The sequence below is a fragment of the Marininema mesophilum genome (assembly GCF_900106775.1).
Taxonomy (GTDB): Bacteria; Bacillota; Bacilli; order Thermoactinomycetales; family DSM-45169; genus Marininema; species Marininema mesophilum.
In genome coordinates this window covers 131,586-147,972 of record NZ_FNNQ01000002.1, presented here as the reverse complement: position 1 = coordinate 147,972, position 16,387 = coordinate 131,586, and the positions used below count along the sequence as shown (strand labels likewise).

General features: G+C 42.7%; 14 protein-coding genes and 2 pseudogenes. 6 read left to right on the top strand and 10 right to left on the bottom strand.

All coding sequences use genetic code 11. The annotated features are described in order from the left end of the window. Positions 1 to 2 precede the first annotated feature (2 nt). The 4 genes from BLV90_RS02800 (at position 3) to BLV90_RS02785 (ending at position 4,753) form a co-directional block, all read left to right on the top strand. Entirely contained in the window at positions 3 to 1,817 is a 1,815-nt protein-coding gene (locus tag BLV90_RS02800; protein ID WP_091735844.1) for an IucA/IucC family protein, read from the top strand. 72 nt (positions 1,818 to 1,889) lie between these two features. After that, positions 1,890 to 3,056, top strand: coding sequence for an MFS transporter (locus BLV90_RS02795; protein WP_091735841.1), 1,167 nt, complete (start codon positions 1,890 to 1,892; stop codon positions 3,054 to 3,056). Positions 3,057 to 3,150: 94 nt separating this feature from the next. After that, positions 3,151 to 3,789, top strand: a complete 639-nt coding sequence (locus BLV90_RS02790; RefSeq protein ID WP_091735838.1) for a GNAT family N-acetyltransferase — start codon at positions 3,151 to 3,153, stop codon at positions 3,787 to 3,789. Further along, the gene (locus BLV90_RS02785) at positions 3,773 to 4,753 is read left to right on the top strand and encodes an alpha/beta hydrolase (protein ID WP_177167863.1); all 981 of its coding nucleotides are present in this window, start codon (positions 3,773 to 3,775) and stop codon (positions 4,751 to 4,753) included. The genes BLV90_RS02790 and BLV90_RS02785 overlap by 17 nt, the downstream gene beginning before the upstream one ends. A gap of 58 nt (positions 4,754 to 4,811) precedes the next feature. Here the strand turns inward: BLV90_RS02785 and BLV90_RS16745 are convergent. The 4 genes and pseudogenes from BLV90_RS16745 to BLV90_RS02760 form a co-directional block, all read right to left on the bottom strand. Beyond that, a pseudogene (locus tag BLV90_RS16745) lies at positions 4,812 to 5,212 on the bottom strand (VOC family protein). Between the two features lie 103 nt (positions 5,213 to 5,315). Continuing rightward, complete coding sequence (locus BLV90_RS02770) at positions 5,316 to 6,347, bottom strand: NADP-dependent oxidoreductase (protein ID WP_091735826.1); 1,032 nt, start codon at positions 6,345 to 6,347, stop codon at positions 5,316 to 5,318. Between the two features lie 231 nt (positions 6,348 to 6,578). Then, complete coding sequence (locus BLV90_RS02765; protein ID WP_091735823.1) at positions 6,579 to 7,034, bottom strand: SMI1/KNR4 family protein; 456 nt, start codon at positions 7,032 to 7,034, stop codon at positions 6,579 to 6,581. 24 nt (positions 7,035 to 7,058) lie between these two features. Beyond that, a complete protein-coding gene (locus tag BLV90_RS02760; protein WP_143034981.1) occupies positions 7,059 to 8,390 on the bottom strand; it encodes an HNH/ENDO VII family nuclease in 1,332 nt (443 codons plus the stop codon). Between the two features lie 642 nt (positions 8,391 to 9,032). Between BLV90_RS02760 and BLV90_RS02755 the strand changes: the two genes are divergently transcribed. Next, positions 9,033 to 9,974, top strand: a complete 942-nt coding sequence (locus tag BLV90_RS02755; protein ID WP_091735820.1) for a 6TM ABC transporter family protein — start codon at positions 9,033 to 9,035, stop codon at positions 9,972 to 9,974. Between the two features lie 254 nt (positions 9,975 to 10,228). On the opposite strand, the gene BLV90_RS02750 is transcribed toward BLV90_RS02755, so the two are convergent. The 6 genes and pseudogenes from BLV90_RS02750 to BLV90_RS02720 all read right to left on the bottom strand — a co-directional run bounded on the left by BLV90_RS02750 (position 10,229) and on the right by BLV90_RS02720 (position 14,760). Continuing rightward, positions 10,229 to 11,131: a hypothetical protein gene (locus BLV90_RS02750; protein ID WP_091735817.1), complete on the bottom strand. Its 903-nt coding sequence runs from the start codon at positions 11,129 to 11,131 to the stop codon at positions 10,229 to 10,231. Positions 11,132 to 11,148: 17 nt separating this feature from the next. After that, positions 11,149 to 11,685 carry a sigma factor-like helix-turn-helix DNA-binding protein gene (locus BLV90_RS02745; protein ID WP_091735814.1) on the bottom strand — a complete coding sequence of 179 codons (537 nt, stop codon included), beginning with the start codon at positions 11,683 to 11,685 and terminating at the stop codon, positions 11,149 to 11,151. A gap of 162 nt (positions 11,686 to 11,847) precedes the next feature. After that, complete coding sequence (locus tag BLV90_RS02740; protein WP_091735812.1) at positions 11,848 to 12,201, bottom strand: RusA family crossover junction endodeoxyribonuclease; 354 nt, start codon at positions 12,199 to 12,201, stop codon at positions 11,848 to 11,850. 33 nt (positions 12,202 to 12,234) lie between these two features. Next, a pseudogene (locus BLV90_RS16470) lies at positions 12,235 to 12,830 on the bottom strand (DnaB-like helicase C-terminal domain-containing protein). Further along, complete coding sequence (locus BLV90_RS16625; protein ID WP_091735803.1) at positions 12,793 to 13,029, bottom strand: DnaB-like helicase C-terminal domain-containing protein; 237 nt, start codon at positions 13,027 to 13,029, stop codon at positions 12,793 to 12,795. Before BLV90_RS16625 ends, BLV90_RS16470 begins: the two are co-directional and overlap by 38 nt. A gap of 276 nt (positions 13,030 to 13,305) precedes the next feature. Beyond that, positions 13,306 to 14,760, bottom strand: coding sequence for an amino acid permease (locus BLV90_RS02720; protein WP_091735800.1), 1,455 nt, complete (start codon positions 14,758 to 14,760; stop codon positions 13,306 to 13,308). Between the two features lie 407 nt (positions 14,761 to 15,167). Here BLV90_RS02720 and BLV90_RS02715 point away from each other — a divergent pair, with 407 nt between their 5' ends. After that, a complete protein-coding gene (locus tag BLV90_RS02715) occupies positions 15,168 to 16,295 on the top strand; it encodes an alpha/beta hydrolase family protein (RefSeq protein ID WP_091735797.1) in 1,128 nt (375 codons plus the stop codon). Positions 16,296 to 16,387: the final 92 nt, after the last annotated feature.

The window sequence follows — 16,387 nt, the reverse complement described above, 5'->3', positions numbered from 1 at the left end:
CTATGATGAAAAACCAAGAACTCTCCACAATCCTGAATCCAGCTGCCTGGGAAACGGTCTCCCGCCAATTATTGACCAAAATGCTCGAGGAATTTATGTATGAAGAGATTATCTTCCCTAAGCTCATCGAAGCTAAGGGAGACAGCAACCTCTACTCCCTCGAACTGAAAAACGGCATTCGTTACACCTATAAGGCCAAGGAACGGGGAATCTTTGATAGCTACCGTGTCTTTTCCGATACCATTCAACGGGAAGAAAAGGGCACTCTCTCCCCTGCTACGAATCCCATTCGCTTCCTTTTAGACATGCAAGGAACTGTGCCCATGTCTTCTGAAACAACTGCTCACCTCATTCGTGAGTATCACAATACCTTGATTGCTGATGCACACATCCTTGAAAAGAAACGGACCACCACCATCGATGCCGTTGATCGAGACTACGCTGAACTTGAAGGGGAAATGGACGGTCATCCATGGATTACTTATAACAAAGGGCGCATTGGCTTTAGTTATGATGATTATCTGAAGTATGCACCAGAGAATCAACAAGCCATTCAGATCAGCTGGATTGCTATCCATCAGGAACATACCGACCTACACACCATCCAATCGGTAGACTTCGATACCCTGATTCGCCAAGAATTAGGCGATAACATGGTAGAAGGCTTTAACAAGCGCCTTCAGGGGGAAAACGTGGATCCTGGTGACTACCTCTTCATGCCAATCCATGAATGGCAATGGACCCAAATCCTTGTCCCTCTATTTGCTGAGGAGATAGCTACACGAAACATCATCCCTCTTGGTCAGAGCGATGATTGGTATCTTCCTCAACAATCAGTTCGAACCTTCGTCAATGTCAGTAACAAAGAAAAGCACCATGTAAAGTTGCCAATGAGCATCCTTAATACCCTTGTTTACCGTGGACTTCCAGGAGAACGCACCGTTCTCGCTCCAAAGATCACCGAATATATCAAAGGCATCTACGCAAAGGATGATTTCCTGCGCGATGAATGCCGGGTCGTACTCCCAGGGGAAATCGCTAGCCTCAACTACGATCACCCCTACTTCACTGATCTTCCAGGCGTTCCTTATCATTACCTTGAAATGCTAGGGGCAATTTGGCGAGAGAGTGTTCACACTTACCTAGATGAAGGAGAAAAACCAATTACCCTTGCAGCACTCCTTCATATCGACTACAACGGCAAACCGCTGGTCAGCAAATTGATCGAACGCTCTGGCCTCCCTGCAGAAGAGTGGGTGAAACGTCTAAACGATGTGATCCTCCCTCCTCTTCTCCGCTTTCTATATCGCTATGGGGTTGTCTTCTCCCCCCATGGACAAAACACCATTCTGATACTGAAGGACTCGATTCCTCATCGTCTTGCTGTGAAAGATTTCGTCGATGATGTCAACGTCAGCGACCAGCCCCTTCCTGAGTTAGCCAATATCCCTGCCGACCTAAAGGAAGTATTGCGAAGTGAGCCACCAGAAGGGTTATGTCAATTCATTTTTACTGGACTTTTCATCTGCCATTTCCGTTATCTATCGGGCATCTTGGAAGAACATGAAGGGTTGGCCGAAACCACCTTCTGGTCCCAAGTACGTAAGACGATCCTCGATTATCAAGCACGTTTTCCTGAGGAAAAGGAACGCTTTGAGCTCTTTGATTTACTGCAAGATCAATTTACTAAACTCTGCCTCAACCGTAACCGGATGCTAGACTACGGCTATGGTAATGATGGAGACCGGCCCCATGCTTCGGAACATGGCACGGTAAACAATATTCTTGCCCAGGTAGGACAGGCTTCCCAGGTATAAATTTAAATCATCCCCACTGCCCGTATCCTTCGGTACGGGCAACCTCTTTACCGTGTCTAAGGAGTGATCGCCATGAGATCGACCCTAATCGGAGCCTCTTCCACACCCTTTTTGTCCCGTAACTTTATCCTGATCTGTATATCCAATGCCCTCGTCTTTTTTACTTTCCAACTACTTTTGCCTACTCTCCCGCTTTTTGTACGTGAAGTGGGCGGACGACAAGATGTGGTAGGGCTTGTGATTGGGGTTTTCACCCTCGCCGCTGTTATCAGTCGACCTTGGATCGGACGTTGGGTAGATCTGCGGGGCAGACGAGATATCTATCTAATTAGTCTACTTGTCTTCCTCGTCACAACAGTAAGCTATCTTGGCATGACAGCCATCTGGCCCTTACTTATTCTTCGTGCAATCCATGGGCTTGCCTGGGGAGCCGTTACTACCACTGCTGGAACCGTAGCTACAGACCTTATCCCGTCTCATCGTCAAGGTGAAGGAATGGGTTACTATGGTTTATTCACCTTGATTAGCGGTGCTTTTGGTCCTTTTTTTGGACTATGGATAATCGAGAACTACTCTTTTACTGTACTCTTCTTCATTTCCACCTGTCTCGTAGCCATTGCCTGGACGGCTGCCCAAAAAATTAAATACCCACCTGTATCCTCTATTTCTCCAGCACAGCTACTTGAAAGGAAAGCCCGTGAATCTTTTATCCCAAAAGGTACAGGCCTACCGTCGCTGATGGTACTCTGTTCTACGCTCACCCTGGGAGCCATCTCTACCTATTTGCCTCTCTTTGCAGCAGACCGTAAAATCTCTAACATCGGTTTATTTTTTACGGTGTATGCCCTAGCCATGGTCTGCAGCCGTCTATGGTCAGGAAAGCTCTTTGATCGAAAAGGGCCCCTGTTGGGCATGATCAGCGGACTATGTTTCATGACGCTCTCCCTTATTCTCATTTCCTTCACTCAAGATTTAAAGGGATTGTTATTTTCCGCTATTTTGTACGGTTTGGGCTTTGGCTCTGTTCACCCTTCGCTGCAAGCTTGGACAATCCAACGCGCTTCCAATGATGCAAAGGGACGCGCTAATGGAACCTTCTTCGCTGCCTTTGATCTAGGGATTGGTCTAGGTTCGATCCTAGCCGGCCTGATCGTAGAGTGGCTCGGCTATTCGCCAATGTTCCTACTCTGTATCGTACCGATCATCTTTACCGTGCCCCTCTTTCTCCGGGCACGGTAATTTTTTGAAATGATTTAATCAATGATATTGAGAATCATTTTCAATTAAATTATAATCAGAGATATCCCGCTCACTTTTGAAAGGGGTTTCACTGATGGAGTATAGACTAGAGGAACAACAAGACTCTCATGTTATCTTCCAATTCGATAGCCCTGAATTGAATACGACCCTCACTTATCGTTCTTTTTCCTATAAAGAACACCTACACACCCTACATAAGTGGATGTGCGCTCCTCACATTTCACCCTTTTGGAAATTGAAGGTTTCTTTAGAAGAATTTGAAGAATATCTTTCGAAATCATTGGCAAGACCTCATCGTGATCATTACATAATTTTCTCTGGAGAGACTCCCATTAGCTATTTAATGCGATATAGGGTCGCTCATGATATCATTCGAGACTACTATGATTATGAACCTACTGATATAGGTGGTCATATCGTAATCGGTGATAGGTCCCATATTGATCCTTCAACCATCGTTCCAATCGTAAGAGGGATAATAAACTACACCCTTCAAACGGAGCCTGTCAACACCTTTGTCGTCGAACCTGATTCTCGTAATCGCATTATCGTCCCTGCACTGAAAGAGGTTGGGTTTAAAGTTCACTCTCGAATCACCATGCCTCATAAAAGAGCCACATTGATGATATGTAAACGCGAAGAATTTACGCAATGGCAAGAGATTACCATCTATGATTCCACAAAGGAGAACGGTGATGGCTATCGATCCTGAAGTGAAAGACTTGTTAGCCATCACCTATTCACATTTAGAAAAGTTGAAGCACCCGCCATTGCATGAATTAACCCCTAATCATTCTCGATTTTTTTATAAAAAATGGATCCGAATTTTTTCCCATGTACCTGTCGAGGGAGTACGAGTCACGCAACACACCCTTTCTCGTGCGCAGGCAGATCTCTCTCTACGAATCTACACACCTAGCGGAGCCGGACCTTTTCCAATCCTAATCTATTACCATGGAGGAGGATGGGTACTCGGAGACCTAGATAGTTCAGAAAATATTTGTTTATTGATCGCCAGCCATTCTCGTTCCATCGTAATATCCGTTGATTATCGGCTAGCACCAGAACACCCCTACCCCCAGCCAGTAGAAGATGCGTTAGATGCCGTACAGTGGACCTTTAACCATGCCACCCAATTAGGTGGGGACGCGACGCGTATCTCTGTTGGTGGGGAGAGCGCTGGAGCTAATTTAGCTGCAGTTGTTGCTATTCTTGCTCGTGATGCTAAGGGCATTTCTCTACACAGCCAACTTCTCATCACACCTGTAACCAACTATAACTTTGATACACCTTCCTATATAGAAAATCCAAGTCCTAATCTCACCCGAGAACGCATGATGTGGTTTTGGAATCACTACCTAGAACATCCATCCCACGGTTTTGAACCATATGCTTCGCCTCTTCTAATCTCTGATGCTTCTCTCCTCCCACCAGCCCTCATCGCCACTGCAGAGTTCGATCCCTTACGAGACGAAGGGAGAGCATATGCCACATTGCTGGCAGATGCAGGTGTCCCTGTCACCTTTCATCACTTCAAAGGCCTAGTGCACAGCTTTATCTATATGACAGCACACTCTTTAGCAGCCAAAAACGCCTTTCACCGGATTCTCTCTTCCTGGTCTGATATGATTCACCCTGGAAAACCACCTAATCTCTACAAGGAGAGTCCTGCATAGACAAAAAAACCTGCGTTATTTAAAAAACTTTCCGAGCATGCCTCGGAAAGTTTTTTTATCATCCCTGCATCTCTTTTCCTTCTACCATCACAAAGGTATTGCCATAGAGGTCCTCAAACATTGCTTGAACTCCCCAGGGAAGATCAGATGGACCATCCACGATCTTTACCCCCCGTGAACGTAATAATTCCACATCTCCACGACAATCATCGGTCCCAAAAACCCACTTCGATATCTGTCCTAAACGTGCCATTCGGCTATCTTCTTCCCTAGGCCCTGGTTGATAAAAAACAATCTCAGTATCCTGGTGTGATGGCGGGCACCTAATGTGACCCAACGATATCCATTACCGAAGGGATTATCGCTTCGTAGTTCCAGTTCCAGCTTCTCGGTATACCATTGGATCGCTTCATCATAGTCTCTTACCACAATACATACATGAGCTAATTTGTTGAGCATAGGAGTGCTTCTTCTCCCTTCTATATCCTGACCTGAACTTGACCTATTGCCATGCAAGAAAGCCTCCGCTTGGAAGCGGAGGCTTTCTTGGCATGGCAATAAATTATTGGACATCCGATACTTTTACTAATTGTTTCCCTAGGTTTTCCCCTTTAAATAAACCAAGGAACGCCTGTGGAGTATTTTCAAGCCCTTCAACAATATTCTCTTGGAATACAATTTTCCCTTGAGCTACCCACTCACCCAGTTGTTTTACACCTTCTGGGAAACGAGACTGGTAATCAGCGACGATAAACCCTTTCATCAACGCACTATTGATCAGTAGACTTGTCTGCACACGTGGCCCATGCTCTGGATTTTTTAGATTATACAACGAGATTTGACCACAGATGGGAATGCGAGCAAATTTGTTGAAAAGCGTAGCAACCGCATCCGAAATTTCGCCGCCCACATTATCAAAATAGACGTCTACACCATTAGGACAAGCTTTTTCTAACGCCTTTTGTACGTTTTCCGTTTTATAATTAATGACGGCGTCAAAGCCTAACTCTTCCTTCAAATAACGAACCTTCTCCCCCGAACCAGCGATCCCCACGACGCGAGCGCCTTTAATTTTAGCAATCTGACCAACAATTGTACCTACTGCACCCGCTGCACCCGATACGACAACGGTTTCACCTGCTTGTGGTTGCCCAATATCTAACAAACCAAAGTAAGCAGTCAACCCAGGCATACCAAGTACACCGAGATAGGCAGAGGGAGATGCTAAATTGGCATCGATCTTGTTTAGTTGATCTGCCTTCACTACCGAATAATCCTGCCAGCCAAGATTCCCTAAGACCAGATCCCCTAAGACCAGATCCCCTGCTTGAAAACGATCATCATTCGAAATCTCTACCTGGCCTACAGCGCCTCCGCTTAATACCTCATTAAGCTCAAAGGGTGCAGCGACATAGGATTTTTGATCACTCATTCTCCCACGCATATAGGGATCTACTGACAAATACACCGTCCGTAGGAGGACCTCTCCAGGACCTGGTTCAGGTATATCCGATGAACGCAATTCAAAGGTATTCTCATCAGGGGTCCCATGAGGGCGTTCCATGAAATAGATTTGACGGTTAATCGTAGACATAGTTGATCACTCCGATTTATCACATTTTATTTCGGTACCAGTAATATTCGCCCTAAGTAATAGTATACCAAAGATGAGCCTGAAATGCTTATCAATTTGATCCATCGATAGGTTGATTTCGTATCCGGAAATTCATACAGACAAATTGATCAACTTACCTTCTACCTTACCCCTTGTTTCATTTCTCCTTGCATACAAAAAAGCACCCCGGTAGGATGCTCTTCACAACAATCAAATTCCATCATCATCGTCTAGGTTATCAATGGATTCCTGAAAACGATCAATTAAATAAGAATAGAAGCTCTCATAATTAAGTTTACCTAAACCACCTACTTGAGACCAATTGACTACAGGACATTCTCCGTTTTTCATATTTCCTGTGTCTAAACACCACATGTATTCCCCTAAGTTTTGTATAACTACATACGACTTTGGCAATCCGTACTTCCTATAGTCCTCTGTAGCCTCCACAGTAGTAGGGACTTCTGTTTTAGCAACTCCTTCAATCACTACCCCTTCAATCCCGCCATATCCATAATTCCTAACAAACCATTTATAACTCTCAGGTAGCTCAAGATTCAAACTCTTTTCTATTTGCTCAATTCTATTTTCTGAAACAGGTCCTGTATGGAACCCGGTACGCCCATATTCCTGCATCATCTGAATAATTATTTCCTGTTGGCTCATCACTCAACCCTCCAAGAAGTATATCTACTCTAAATTCAATCCCTTATACCTTCTCTTCCAATACTGTTTTCTAAAATTATCGTACTGTTTTTCCAACACTGGGTTATTTCTAAAGCTATTCCCATCATCAACTAAGCCATGAAGGACTTTCGTGTACTTTTGATGTACTGATCCCTCTATTTCAACCATAGCCCCCGGTTCTTTTTGGGTCAAGTGATGTAGATTAATCAACTTTCCATCATTTCCATAAGGGGCATTTCCTTTCTGAACTAACTGTGTGTTAGTAAGGCCAGATTTGGGGTCAACTCGATTCCAATCAATATCATTTCTCTGGTACACACGTCTACTTACATCATGAGGTTGCCCACCCACTCTTACTTTCCCACTGTATTCAATTGGCTTATATTTGCTCGCTTCTTTTCGGCCTACAATTTCAGCGATTTCACTTCTAGTTGCCTGTTTGGCTGCCGCTTCAACGCCAGCTTTTGGAGTGATTCCCATCACTGGGGCAGGTGAACTCGGCACAACGTGCATGCCCACAGTGACCGCTATACCAAGTACTGCACCCCCGGCCGCTCGACGCCAACTAAATTTCTTACCTCTTAGCGCATCATCGGCAGAGACCCCAGCGGCTCCACCCGCCGCATCTCCTAGTAGTATACCAGCTCCTCGGCGGCCAATCATTCGCCCTCCTGCTCGAATGATAGATGAAGTAGCACCACCAACCGCACCAGAGACACCACCGATTGCAATATCTCGAGCTATGGTTTTGGCGTCGCTTCCCATCGCATAGGAAATCCCGCCGCTAATCCCAGCTCCTGCGAGAATGGCGACCCCAGCTCCTTGACCACCCGGTACGAAGAGAAGAACAACCCCTGTGGCAACTACCGCCGCCGCTGCTATCTCCTCTTTATGTTCCTTCGCCCAATCCCAGGCATCGCCGGCATACTCCTTCGTCTTATCCCATGCGTAGCTGGCACCCTTTTTCGTCTTGTCCCAAACGTATTGAGCACCTTGCTTCACTTTATCGTATCCATCGGACACTTTATCTTTCAACTTATCGAGCCAGCTACCCCCATCATCTGCGGCAGGCTTGGGTTTCTTACCTTTGTCCGGGCTCTCCTTTTTTGAACCTTCCGATGCCAACTCTCCACATTTCTTATCCCCGCTATAGGTCATCGTGGGCAACGATTTTTCAATGGTTTGAATCAATTTACACTGCACGGGTTCACTTTTGACCGCAGAAACAAATGCACCGCCTATCGCTACCGCAACACACACGATAATGACATATTCAACCGTCTCTGCACCTTTATTGTTGCGGAAAACGTTCCAAAGGGACTTAAAAAAACGCAAATAACCACCTCTCTATTTCCTAAGAATAAGTTGGTGGTTATATTTTATCTTTCTAAGCCTGAAGCAGATATAGACTAAAAGGACTATTTTACATTTAAATACACATCCTGCTCTCTTTCCTTTAATCCTCAATCGGCCACTCAGCTCCAATGATTTCATCCATTAAATCCCGGGTAATAGATCCATTTTCAATTTTTATCCACCTCTCATAACAATGCACTTTGGAAACAAATCCACACACCTTACTGAGCCGAATGTTTCAGCCGTCACAATTTCAATGGGTCGCTCTTCTTTCATTGCCTCAAAGATTTTCCGGTTAATCTCCTCTAAAGCATCCTCCGCTAAGATCGGTGGCTTAAACCTAATAGCTTCTTGCTAAGAATCAATAAGACGTTTCTCATGCTCCGGAAAGATGAATTTACTTTACCAAATATTATCAACCCCTAGATCTATTATATAAGAACATAGGTTCGATTATACTAGTAAATCCTTTCTCCTCATGGCTCATGAAATCCACTTTTCAACTGTTTTTACCTGGATTGAGCTAATCAAAATCACTGGTATTTTTATATATAGACAAAATAATTGATATTATTATATAATAAAGGTGAATATTATTCAAATACAAGGAGGGAATTAATATTGGTTGATTATAGAAATAACCATGAAGAAGAACGTATTAACTATACTCAGGTATTATTTGGTGATGTTATTTTACTTGCTATTATTTCCACTATTATTTACTGTTGTGCGTTTGTTTATGAAAATTCTTATAAATCATACTATGGAATTGGAAGTGAATATATTTTATTTAGCACTTCTCAAACGATAAATAATTGTATAGACATGTTTTTTAATTCCCCCTTAATGTCATTTCTTATATTTGTGCTGATCATTAACCATAGAAATTCTAATGATAACTTCATAAGAAGAAACTATACTAAAATTAACATTATTTGCTTCATAACAATTTTATTTATTTCCTCTTTATCTATTAGCCCTCCGTTCTTTTTAATTAATTTATATATTTTGTCTCTGCCCTTTCTCTTGTTCATACCTTCGTTTTTTATAATATCGATGTTAGTATTATATAGAAAAATAAGAAATACAGGTAAATATTTTGGGGTTAAGTGGTTATATGAATTTTATTTCATTAAGACCTTGAAAAATATAAAATCTTTCGCATCTCCAACTCAAACTCAGAAGCGTCTAATATTAGTACTATTTATTTTTGTGTATAGCTTATTTACATCAGTTGCATTGGCTGATAAAGTTACCAAGGAAAGAATTAATTATCTTATTTTATATAAGGAAAATCCCAATGACGAGAGCTTTAAATGCGAAAAATATAAAAAAATACCATCCCCTTGTAATGCAAAGAATAAAAACTCAAGTGATTTAATTGGAATAGCTGTTGCACCATATAAGGATTACTATTTGGTTGCAAAGGTAAGTGATAGTGAATTGAAAAATAAAAAAGTAACTATTTCTCCTGAATATACGCTTGTATCAAAACAACAAATATCTGAGGATAAAATAAAACTTATCTACAAAGATATCGGCAAAATAAAAGTTAAAAAATAAAAAAGCCACCCTTGACAGCACAACGATAAAAATAAGGGCACAGGAGAGTCGCACCCAAGTGTAAGGGGCATTGGTTCCCTCACTATTAGTTGGCATTCGTATCTACAAATCTCCACGAAGTCAGTTATTATGAAATGATAAGAACATATACCAAAGATGATGTATACATGAAATCTGTCAAAGAAGAACTCTTTTGCGGGTAAGGTCGTGAAAATTCAATCGTTTTACTTTTCTTTTTTCTCTTTGTATGTTATTTATTCTTTTAATACACTTTTTAATCTGGTGTCAACTTCGATTTTCCCGGTTTTTACTAACTTAATTTTTGCATCTTCTTGTTTAATTAACTTAATTTCTGATTCAACAGTAAGAATATTTTCTTTTTTCTTAATGGGCAATGTAATATACGAATTATTATAACTATCGACAACTAATCTATTTTTATATTTATCCGGACTTTCTACTATATAATGTTCACTTTCAGATGAAGATAAATAATTATATCCATATAAATAGGCTGATGTACAAAGTAAACATGTATAAAAAACAAACAATCCAGTGTACTTAATAAAAACAATAGTAGCACTACTTGTTTCAATCAAAGCCTCTTTCGTATGTCTTGATTTTACTAACGATTTAATGCTTTTATATTTCAAGCTTCTCTTTCTGTGTTTGAATAAATAGTAAATAAAGTGCAATATATAATTAGAGAAATATAAATATAGAAATGAAGAAATGACTATAATTAAAAATATTATATAATATTTCATAAATTGATCATGATCATTAGTTGACATACTTAAAAAATACGGGGGCAACAATACATATACTATTATACTAACAATCGATTTCAACACTTTCATTTTCCAACTCGATTTAATTTTAATGTTATTAAAGGGTAAAAGTAATGTGGTGTAAGAAAATATAAATAAAATTACACACACACCCAAATAAGTAAAGTAACCGAGTTCCGGAACGAATAACATTTTTAATTCAACATTAATAAAATTTGAGGGTATATTATAATAAGCAAGAATACCTACTTTGCAATAATAAGCAAGAACATACCAAAGAACAATAATACTCCCCATAATCAACTCTATGGATAAAAAATTTTCAATATACATTTTCAAATTATAAGTTTCACTTCTCTTTTTCATATTTATCACCTCTATAATTATGATCTATATCTATAATAACATATTATATAGCACGTATTACACAAACAGAGACCGACAAGGAATAGACTGGTCTCTGTTTGTCTAGCCATCTTTTGCTCCGCCCTTTTCATCATTACCTGAACTGAACTCTTGCTAACTCCCATAAATCCTGCTACCTGCCCAAGTGTAAATCCCTGTCCTACCTTCATCATGTACACTTCTCGTCCCAGCTTCGTCAGACCTGACAAAGCATCTTCGATTCGCCATTTTTCCCATTCAATAATTTCCTGAACATCCTCTTTGTAAAACGCGGACCGCATCGCATATCTCTGAAAGTGGATCGGATCAATGGGGCGTTCTCGTTGGTATGCTGCTCGCCGTTCTATTCCTCTACGATTTCCCGGTCTCCGGCCTGTTGTCATCCACTCTATGGCATATTCAAGATCCCCAATCATTCCCCCTAGCAACTTACGGGTTGAAGAGTCCTCTTCCGCATCCTTTTGCCTGCGAACTCGTCGTAGAGTTTCTTTGTACTCCTTTATCAGATCCACCATCAGAATCACTCCTTCAGAGTCTTATCCAACGCTTCATCCCAACATGGAGTACGATCCCTATCGCTGAGTCCTCTCCTTCAACCTCCGCCCATGTAATCAGCTTCTCGCACATCGAGCACCTTGGCAAAACCCTAACCCTCCCGCGTAGCTTCAGTTCAATCATCATCCTGTCTCTTCTATCCAAATCACTACCCTCGGATTCTTCGAATCGACCTTCCCCTGTCGATGCCTAAGCTCGATATGATCAAAGGAATCGTCCACCATGAAACCCAGTTCCACTAGCAGGTCCAGAATGAACTTCCCTGAGTAGTTATCCGGATCGCGTCGCCGCCGATCTCTAAAATGATAAGTCAAGGTGACAATCGCTTGATCCAAGGGTGTAGCAGGCTTGTTCCTGGCCGCTACCAAGAAGATGATCTGAGCCCATTCCTTCTTGAGGCGGTTCCATTGAAAATGATGGGTGTTGCGCATTTGATTCAGACTGGGAGGAATACCGGGAACCTCAATTCGAATCACCTTGTCATCACCCCATGTTTATCTACTGAACCATCACCTTTTTGTCATCGACAAGAAACTCCCATACTCTTTCATGAACACCATCTCCACGGTTCCCACCGGGCCATTTCGCTGTTTGGCGATGATGAGTTCGGCGATACGTTTCTTCTCGCTATGTGGGTTGTAATACTCGTCTCGGTACAAAAACAAAACCAGATCCGCGGTCTGTTCGATTTCCCCGCTTTCTCTTAGATCGGATAGGATGGGCCGCTTATTTTGGCGTTCCTCTACCTTTCGAGAAAGCTGGGCCAGGACGATCACAGGGATTTGAAACTCTTTGGCTAGGTCCTTTAATTGACGGATATTATCGGATACCAGTTCGTAACGGTCCATCCGTCTCTCACCACCGATGAGCCCCAGGTAGTCGATGTTGATACAAGAGAGCCCTCGTTCTCGCTTCATCCGCCGTGCTTCGCCTTGATTTCCGAAACGGTTACCCCTGCCTGATCATCCATCACTAGATTGGCATCTCCGAGGATCGATAAGGCCATGGTGTATTGTTGGTACTCATCCTCGTTAAGCAGGCCGGTCCGCATATTTTCAAAATCAACGCTACCAATGAGGCGGCAGGCAAGGTCTTTCTTGGACATTTCGAGGGAGCAGAATAAGGTGGGGTGCTGTTCCCCTTCGTTGGAAAATATGCTGGGCCAGGTGCAGGGCAAAGGCGGTTTTCCCCATCGATGGCCGACCCGCTAACACCACCAAATTTTGCTCTTGAAAACCGGCCGTCATACAATCTAGATCCTCGATTCCTGAGGAGAGACGGGTGATGCCGGATCGGTTTTGCATCGTCACCTCAAATGCATGGTGAAAGTCATACAAAATATGTTCGATGGCTACTGTGGCACTGGCTTACATCTGTTCTTCTGTTGCCAATGCCAACTGGGCCTCCGCCCGGCTAATGGCTGCTTGAATCTCTTCTTTCTCGCGTAGTCCACCTGCCAAACTCAGTTAAACCGGATCGCATGAAGATCGAAGGGGATCTCCTAACTCCATAAAAAAGGCCGCCCTATGGCGACCAACAACGGAAAGAGCCTGGGCTCTTCTTTTTTTTATTATCGTGTATCAATCAATTGGATCGGTATCAAATTTACATTCTGTCAGAGGTATCACCTTCGTTTTCTTCACCCATTTATAGCCAAGCCACAGAATGAGAAATAGGGGTATTCCAATATAGGAAACCAACATCCCATACCAATCAATGTTATCTCCTGTAAAGGCAGTATAGTTTTGGCCAGCAATAACAAATAAACAGAGGGCAAAGGCGAAGAGTGGACCAAAAGGAAACCATTTTGCCTTGTAGGGAAGATCTGCTAAATCTTTTCCTTGGGCAATATACGCTCTACGAAAACGATAATGACTGATTGCTATACTTAACCAGATGATAAATCCAGAAAGACCGGAGGCATTTAATAACCAAACATAGACCGTTCCATCACCAAAAATCGATGCCAGGAAGGCAAACATTCCTACAATCGCGGTAGCGATCAAAGCGTAGACTGGAATTCCTCGCTTATTGATATAGGAAAAGAACCGAGGAGCATGTCCCTCCTTTGCCATATGCCATAGCATCCGAGTCGAAGCGTACATCCCAGAGTTTCCTGCAGAGAGTACGGCCGTTAGGATTACTGCATTCATCACAGCAGCAGCAAAGGCTAATCCCGCTTTGCTAAAAACGATGGTAAAGGGACTTACTGCGATGTTGCCTAGGTCGTCGTTTACCAGCTTAGGATTGGTATAAGGAATGATGAGACCAATCACTAGGATCGCAAACACATAGAAGAGTAAGATCCGCCAGAACACTTGGCGCATCGCCTTAGGAATGGTTTTTCTTGGGTTTTTACTTTCTCCAGCTGCTACCCCAATCATTTCTGTTCCTTGAAAGGAGAACCCAGCTACGATAAAGACTGCAATCGCTGCTGTCCAGCCGTTATGGAAGGGAGCATCCCCGATGGACCAGTTTTTAAATCCAATCGCTTCGCCACCCATTACACCAAAAATCATTAATACACCAACAACGAGGAAGATAACCACGGCCCCTACCTTGACGAGGGCAAACCAGTACTCAGCTTCGCCAAACCCTTTTACCGAGAGAAAGTTAAGCGCAAACAATAAAGCAAGAAACAACCCGCTCCAAAGGAACGATGGGCTATCAGGAAACCAATATTTCATTACCAACGTCGATGCAGACAAATCCGCAGCAAGAGTAATCGCCCAGCTATACCAATAATTCCACCCCATGGCGAACCCGAGAGCAGGATCAACAAAGCGTGTAGTATAGGTGCTAAATGATCCTGTATCTGGCATAAAGGCAGACATTTCTCCAAGGCTTGTCATTAGGAAATAAACCATTAAGCCAACAGCCATGTAAGCCACTAGAGCTCCACCTGGACCAGCTTCACTGATCGAGCCACCACTCGCTAGAAAAATCCCTGTACCAATAGCACCACCGATAGCAATCATTGTCAAATGACGGGAATGCAATTCTCGCCTTAATTTATTATGTTCTTTATTCTGCATAAAAGTAGTGCTCCTTTTCTACAATAGCAATCCATCAATTCATAGGCATCAAATAATCGCTTTGCTTTCAAGGCCGCAAATGCTCGTATGATTATACGGAAGAGTGCACAGTTTATCAATGGAAGGTTTTGGTTGATTAATACGAAGCAATCGTCCTTTGAGCAGTTCTACATCAACCCCCTCCCTTTACCTCCCTAATATAATTTCCTTCTGTTTCCCCTTAAATCCTCCTTCCCTTAAATACCTCAGGCTTTTTCTATCTCAGTAGGGTCCTTACCAGTCTACAGGGGGAAGTTATTTAATTAACGCTGAATATATATAAATTAGGCACCTCCACTTTACACTCATTCCCCCGTCAACCTACACCTTGATATGCTGTTACCTGGAGGTTATCAAGGAGGAAGAGGATGAGCAGAACACAAAACCTTACCCTTTTGATTATCCATGGTATTGGCCAGCAACAAGAATTTGAGACCCTTGATCTGTTTACCAGAAACTTGATCCACGCTTTACACCAACATACGGGAGCATCCATTCATCTCAAGCATTGCCATCGTCCAGGAAAGCCTGAAACAGAAAATTTTATACGATTGGAATGCTCCAACCCTACTCCTACGCAGATCAATATTCACGAATACTACTGGGCTCCTACCAGCCAACGTTCGATTTCCTTCAAAGAGACGTTTCAATGGTTACTTCGGGCTTCTTCAGGCGCCCGCCAATTTTATCAAACTCATCAAGAATTAGCTATCCAATACGAATGGAGCCAACAAACCCAAAAAACAGATTCGCTATATCTAAAAAAAGTTGGGGGAGTCACTGAGCGCTTAGGAACGCTACCATTGTCATACCAGCGCCTTCCTCGCTGGCTTGACCCATGGATCCGTCTAGCCATGAGTAAACCTGAACAATTGGTTGTCGACTATCTCGGCGATGTTGCAACCTATACCACCACAGATAAACGTCTACAACAGTACGCGACCCGTTTAAAGATACTAGACGGAGCCATTGATAAAGTTCGTTGCCTTTTGAAAGATAACTGTGAGCACCTTATCCTAATTGGCCACTCTCTAGGCAGTATCATCACCTATGATGTGCTTAATCGCATCCACCTTGCTATTAAGACCGACCCGCTATTTACTGAACATCACAAGGCTTTTACCAAATTGATCACTTTTGGCTCTCCCCTCGATAAAGTGGCCTTTTTTCTCAGGGACCAAACTCCTGCAAGTGCCTATATCAAACGTTGGATGGTGGACAATCTTCTCTCCTATCGCCAACTAGCTCCCTCTCTCTCTTTCCCCCCGTATGTCCATGCCGAGCCCATGATTCATCCCCTACTAGAAAACATGCCCTGGGAAAATTATTGGGACCCAAAAGATCCAATCTCAGGTCCTCTAGATACCTACACCCATGTCAAAAATATAAAAGTAGATAATGGTTTTTCCTGGGGGTACGCCCATACAGGCTACTGGACAAATCAAAGGATTTATCTCCAAGGGATCGCTTCCATATTGGATGAGATTAAAAAATAGTATGAATCATTACACATTATCTTGTTCAACCATAAACGATTGACCCTTTCCTTCTAGGGGAATATATTAAGAGAATATCGTTTTATTGGTTT